At 41.5% G+C, this 5176-nt stretch carries 8 protein-coding genes; 4 read left to right on the top strand and 4 right to left on the bottom strand.

Annotated features, from left to right (window positions below):
• The first annotated feature begins 69 nt into the window (after nucleotides 1-69).
• The 3 genes from DW657_RS14960 to DW657_RS14950 are packed head-to-tail and all read left to right on the top strand — an operon-like array spanning nucleotide 70 to nucleotide 2105.
• Nucleotides 70-891, top strand: a complete 822-nt coding sequence (locus DW657_RS14960; RefSeq protein ID WP_118313248.1) for a glycosyltransferase — start codon at nucleotides 70-72, stop codon at nucleotides 889-891.
• An 11-nt stretch (nucleotides 892-902) separates the two neighbouring features.
• Nucleotides 903-1556: a sugar transferase gene (locus DW657_RS14955; RefSeq protein ID WP_118313247.1), complete on the top strand. Its 654-nt coding sequence runs from the start codon at nucleotides 903-905 to the stop codon at nucleotides 1554-1556.
• Between the two features lie 6 nt (nucleotides 1557-1562).
• Nucleotides 1563-2105 (top strand): VanZ family protein, encoded by a 543-nt coding sequence (locus tag DW657_RS14950; RefSeq protein WP_118313246.1) that lies wholly within the window; start codon nucleotides 1563-1565, stop codon nucleotides 2103-2105.
• Between the two features lie 252 nt (nucleotides 2106-2357).
• On the opposite strand, the gene DW657_RS14945 is transcribed toward DW657_RS14950, so the two are convergent.
• Together DW657_RS14945 and DW657_RS14940 are read right to left on the bottom strand one after the other, a co-directional pair.
• Nucleotides 2358-2762: a putative toxin-antitoxin system toxin component, PIN family gene (locus DW657_RS14945; protein ID WP_118313245.1), complete on the bottom strand. Its 405-nt coding sequence runs from the start codon at nucleotides 2760-2762 to the stop codon at nucleotides 2358-2360.
• On the bottom strand, nucleotides 2743-3069 hold the full coding sequence (locus tag DW657_RS14940) for a type II toxin-antitoxin system RelB/DinJ family antitoxin (RefSeq protein ID WP_118313244.1): 327 nt from the start codon (nucleotides 3067-3069) through the stop codon (nucleotides 2743-2745). Before DW657_RS14940 ends, DW657_RS14945 begins: the two co-directional genes overlap by 20 nt.
• A 115-nt stretch (nucleotides 3070-3184) precedes the next feature.
• Between DW657_RS14940 and DW657_RS14935 the strand changes: the two genes are divergently transcribed.
• Nucleotides 3185-4459 (top strand): DegT/DnrJ/EryC1/StrS aminotransferase family protein, encoded by a 1275-nt coding sequence (locus tag DW657_RS14935; RefSeq protein WP_118313243.1) that lies wholly within the window; start codon nucleotides 3185-3187, stop codon nucleotides 4457-4459.
• Between the two features lie 79 nt (nucleotides 4460-4538).
• On the opposite strand, the gene DW657_RS18460 is transcribed toward DW657_RS14935, so the two are convergent.
• The gene (locus DW657_RS18460) at nucleotides 4539-4733 is read right to left on the bottom strand and encodes a hypothetical protein (protein WP_118313242.1); all 195 of its coding nucleotides are present in this window, start codon (nucleotides 4731-4733) and stop codon (nucleotides 4539-4541) included.
• Entirely contained in the window at nucleotides 4730-4984 is a 255-nt protein-coding gene (locus DW657_RS14925; RefSeq protein ID WP_089542550.1) for a hypothetical protein, read from the bottom strand. The genes DW657_RS18460 and DW657_RS14925 overlap by 4 nt, the downstream gene beginning before the upstream one ends.
• Nucleotides 4985-5176 lie beyond the last annotated feature (192 nt).

Here is a 5176-nt window from a genome sequence, read left to right as displayed (position 1 = left end):
TTGAAAGCAAAGATTGCTGCAAAAACACAAAAGAAATCATAAAAATACTTTTGGTAAAATTATCAGAATATGGGGAGAAAAAGTGCCGTAATTATGTCACTGTATCGTAATGATACGATAGAATTCGTTACGCTGGCAGTAGAGAGTATATTAAATCAATCATATACTGATTTTGACTTGTATATCCAATATGACGGTCCAATTAAAGATGAAGTTGATGCATATCTTTCACATCTAAATGATAAAAGAATTCATATTTATAAACGATTAGAAAATAAGGGATTAGCCCAATCGCTGAATGATTTGCTGAAAATAGTGAAGCCTTTGGAGTATGACTATATTGCTCGTATGGATGCTGACGACATTTCGACAACAGATCGATTTGAAAAACAGATTCATTATTTGCAATCCCATTCTCATATTGATATGGTAGGTGGCGCTATCAATGAAATTGATGAAAAAGGTATGAATAGAGGAAAAGTTACTTCATATCCTTGTACATCAGATGAGTGTCGTGCATTCTTTGCGAAACGAAATCCCGTGGCTCATCCTACAGTAATGTTTAGACGTAGCTTTTTTGATAAGACTGGTTGGCATTACCCTACAGATTATGTTCGTAATGAGGATACTAGATTATGGCATGAGGGATATAAGCACGGATGTAAGATAGCTAATATACCTGATGTAGTTCTTAATTTCCGAATGACTGATGATATGTTTAAGAATCGACGTAATGGTAAGGCGTTTGCTAAAAGTCAATTGGAGTTGCGTCTGCAAATCAAGAATGACTTGGGGTATGGATTCATGGCTGTTGTGTATGCTTATGCAATGTATATATTGATGATATCGCCTAGCTGGTTGTTGAAATTTGCCTATAAGGTGCTAAGATAATATTTGCAGTTATGATTTTCAAAAGATTATTTGATATTGTAGCATCCCTATTGGGATTGCTCTTGATATGGTGGATATTCCCGCTGGTGGCTTTTCTTATTCATAAGAAGATGCCGGGTGGCTCGGCTTTCTTTGTTCAGAAGAGAGTGGGCAAGGGGGGAAAGTTGTTTAAGTGCCATAAGTTCCGCTCGATGGTGGTGAATCATAATGGTTCGTCGGTATCGGTGGCGGGTGATAGCAGAATCACTCCGTTTGGTGCGAAGCTTCGCCATTATAAGATTGATGAGTTGCCTGAGCTTTGGGATGTGCTGATTGGCAATATGAGTTTCGTGGGTCCCCGTCCTGATGTTCCTGGTTATGCAGATAAACTGGAAGGAGATGACAGGGATGTACTGAAGCTTCGTCCGGGTATCACGGGTCCTGCTACGCTGAAGTATCGCCTGGAGGATGAAATGATTTCTGAGTATGTGGCAAAGAAACAGGCAGAGGGTGATGCTCGCCCTATGCAGGTGATTGCTACTGAATATAATGACAAGGTGATATACCCTGATAAGGTTCGCCTTAACTGCTATTACTATCGCCATTACTCCTTCTGGAAGGATATCGAAATGATATTCGCAACAGTGCTTGGCAGAAAGGTGAAGTTTGCAGGGGAGGAAGTTTAGTGTTTCATGGATGAATTCTACGAATGGCTGAATCCTAGGATTCCTGTAGAGAATGTACTCATCTCCTTTCTTGTGCTTTCTGTTGCAATCGTGACAGGAATGCTGGTGATGAAGGGGAGTAGGGCAAAGAGGTTCGTGCTTGGGGCATTGCTTGCGGAGTACTATTTCCTGGTTCTTTGTTCTACTGTGATCTGTAGAGCTAGCGTCATGGAACGACATGTCGAGTTGATGCCATTTTGGAACTATTCCGATATCTGGAATAAGGTGGATTATCCTGCAGACCTAATAGAGGTACTGCTGAATATGGCACTCTTTGTTCCGATAGGATTCCTGCTCGGAGGAATTGGTTTTAAAACTAAGAAGGTTCTCTTAATGGGAATCTGTTTATCGGGGATTATTGAGGTTTCACAATTCGGCTTTTGTAAAGGGCTTTGTGAAACGGATGATGTAATACATAATACCTTGGGGGCATTTCTAGGGTATCTGGGATTCCTAGGAATTCTTAAAGGGAAAAGAAGGTTGTTTTCGAAGTTCTCTGGCTCTCTTTAGAAAGAAGGATTTTTTCGAAAACCTACCCGTCCTTCCTTACCCTTAAGGAAGGCTCCACCTCTCACCCCAGCCCTCTCTCCTCAGGAGCGAGGGAGAAAACCGCCCTACTCGGTGCTCGGAACCGCTTCGCTATAAGGTTGGCGGACCATCAAAGGTCTTCGCCAGTTTTTGCGGGCTGGGACCGCTTGGGGACAGGGGGCTAAAGGTGGAATGTGTGGAATCTCCTTGGGGGGGCGATTGGAGCTGATTTGATTATTGGTTATCCAATATTTCCATCATTTCTGCAGCTGTAATCACCTGAGGTTCTTTTGGAAAATGCTTGAGGTTGCCGGTAACCAAGAAGGAATCTTCCTTGCTTAGGCAGACTTCATAGAAGACTCTGTCGTCCTCATCTGGCATTTCTCCACCATAAGGGAAACGAGAAGAATCAATTCCGTTTTCCTTGACATGTTCTATAACAGTGCTGATTTCTTCCTCTGATAACTTGAATTTTGCACGATGAAGCACTTCATCGTATTCTTTTATAATGTCATCATTATATAAAGGTGTAATGCGATGAAGGAACAAACTTTCTAGAACCCTTGCTGTTGAAGCATTAGAGTTGTGAGTGATAAGGGCTGATACAAATATGTTTGTATCAATGACTGCATATACCATTGCGTTCTTTTCTTAATCGTCTGACTTCTCTGATTTCTTCATTAATCTCATCGAGGGTGAGTTCCGGGGTTTCACCTCTTTCTGCTTTAGCTCTAAGTTTCTTGAACGCAGCCTTTGCTTTTGCAGTCACTTCATCATCTTCTTCATTCTTTGCCTGAATGGAGAATGGGATGCTCTTACTACGAATTACTGCTTTAACAAAGATGTTGATGGCGGTATTCGCACTCATACCGAATTGCTCGCAGAGTTTATCAAACTGTGCTTTCTGCTGATTGTCCATACGGACTGTCATTGCTGTCTGTGCCATAAGCCGATAATTATAAAGTTATACATACTGATTGCAAATATACATCATTATGACGTAAAATGGTGCAAGATGGCTCACGATTTAACAAAGATTAAACTTTAAATACAATATACAAATGGAAGAAAGAAAGACTATTTATCTTTGTCTGGCTCACATGAGCGAGACTGGTGAGGAACAGAAATATGTGAAGGAGGCTTTTGATACCAACTGGGTGGTGCCTCTGGGTCCTAACGTGAATGGTTTTGAGGATGACCTCAAGGCTTTCGTTTCAAAAAACAGCGATGGCTCTGAGTTGTCTCGTGAGGTGGTGGCGCTGAGTGCTGGTACTGCTGCCGTTCACTTGGGTTTGCTGGCTTGCGGTGTTGGTCCTGGTGATGAGGTTTGTGTGCAGAGCTTTACTTTCTGTGCTTCTTCTCATCCTATTACATATCTAGGTGCTACTCCTGTTTTCATCGATTCGGAGCCTGATTCATGGAATATGGATCTGGAGTTGCTGGAGAAGGCGATTATCGACCGTAAGGAGAAGACGGGTAAATATCCTAAGGCGATTGTTCCTGTTGCACTCTATGGTATGCCTTACGATTGCGATAAGATCATGGCGATTTCAGAAAAGTACGGTATCCCTGTAGTGGAGGATGCTGCTGAGGGCTGCGGTTCTAGATGGAAGGGGCAGGTATTGGGTACATTTGGTAAGTTTGGCGTATTGTCATTCAATGGTAACAAGATGATTACTACTTCTGGTGGTGGTGCCTTGATTTGTCAGGATGCCGAGAGCAAGAACAATGTGATGTGGTATGCCACCCAGGCTCGTGATGCTTATCCTTACTATCAGCATACTGCCATCGGTTACAACTACCGTATGAGTAATGTCTGTGCAGGTATCGGTCGTGGTCAGATGACTGTTTTGGAGGATCACATCGCTCACCATAAGCATGTACAGGAGTTGTATAAGGAACTCTTGAAGGATGTTGAGGGTGTTACCTTGCATGAGGCTCCTAATGCTGACTATGATTCAAACTACTGGCTCTGTACTGTGACTCTTGATCCGAAGTTGAAGATTCAAGGTCAGGAGAATGCGTATAAGGAGGTAGTGAAGACAGCTGTTGGTGGAGCTGCTGGTGTGATTCACATGGTGGATACTCCTACAACTGATTGTCAGCCAAATGAGAATGTGGAGGCATTGCGTGTCTTCATGTTGAGCAAGAAGATTGAGGCAAGACCAGTATGGAAGCCTATGCACAAGCAGCCAGTATATCAGGATGCTCCTGCATACGTGAATGGTGTAAGTGAGGCTATCTTCAAGGTTGGTGTCTGCTTGCCAGCTGGTCCAATGGTATCGGACGATGATGTTCGTTACATTGTTGAAAGTATTAAAGAGGCGATTGTATAATCGCCTCTTTTTTTTGTATGGTGGATGTTTTTGCTATATCTTCCTCTATTATTCTGTTGTGTGGGCTGGAATCGCCTTGCTAAAGGTATGTAATACAATATCCTAAACGAATTCTATATATATTACGATATCCAACAAGTTTCTTGCAGTCAGAGATATCTTGAATGCCTTTGGCTGCTTTAACTTCTACTATCGTACGTTTTAAAGAATCGAGCATCTTGCCAGAAAGACGTTTGGAAGCTTTGATAAAGGCTTTGGAAAATTCGACTTTCATACGCCTAACCACTTTTCAAAATCTTCTTGTTCTTCTTTGTTGGCACGGATGAGACCCTCTGGCTGCTCTTTTCTTAATTTGGCATAGAGCTTCGCGTCTTCGTAATCCTCGGCTATACCATTAAGTATATCCTCTATGTAGTTTTTGAGGTTGGTTCCCTTCTGAATAGCCATAATGGATAGGGTCTTAAAAGTATCATCTTTTAAGTCGATGATCTTTCTTTTAGAAGGTGTTACTGAAACTGTACTCATAATTGTATTTGTTTAAATGGTTCTATTTTGGTGCAAAGATACATAATATATTCCATATATATGGTATATCTCGATATAAAATTAATAAAGATTAATAGTAGAATGAGAATGAAATAACAGCTTTTTTTCGAATTTCTTGGTATTCTAAAGGATTCCCACAGTTTTTTTTGATCTATGCGGTCTTGGGAATAG

It is taken from the genome of Prevotella sp. AM23-5, assembly GCF_003473645.1.
GTDB classification, from domain to species: Bacteria; Bacteroidota; Bacteroidia; order Bacteroidales; family Bacteroidaceae; genus Prevotella; species Prevotella copri_A.
The sequence above is the reverse complement of the archived record's forward strand: the minus strand, read 5'-3'. Positions and strand labels throughout refer to the sequence as shown.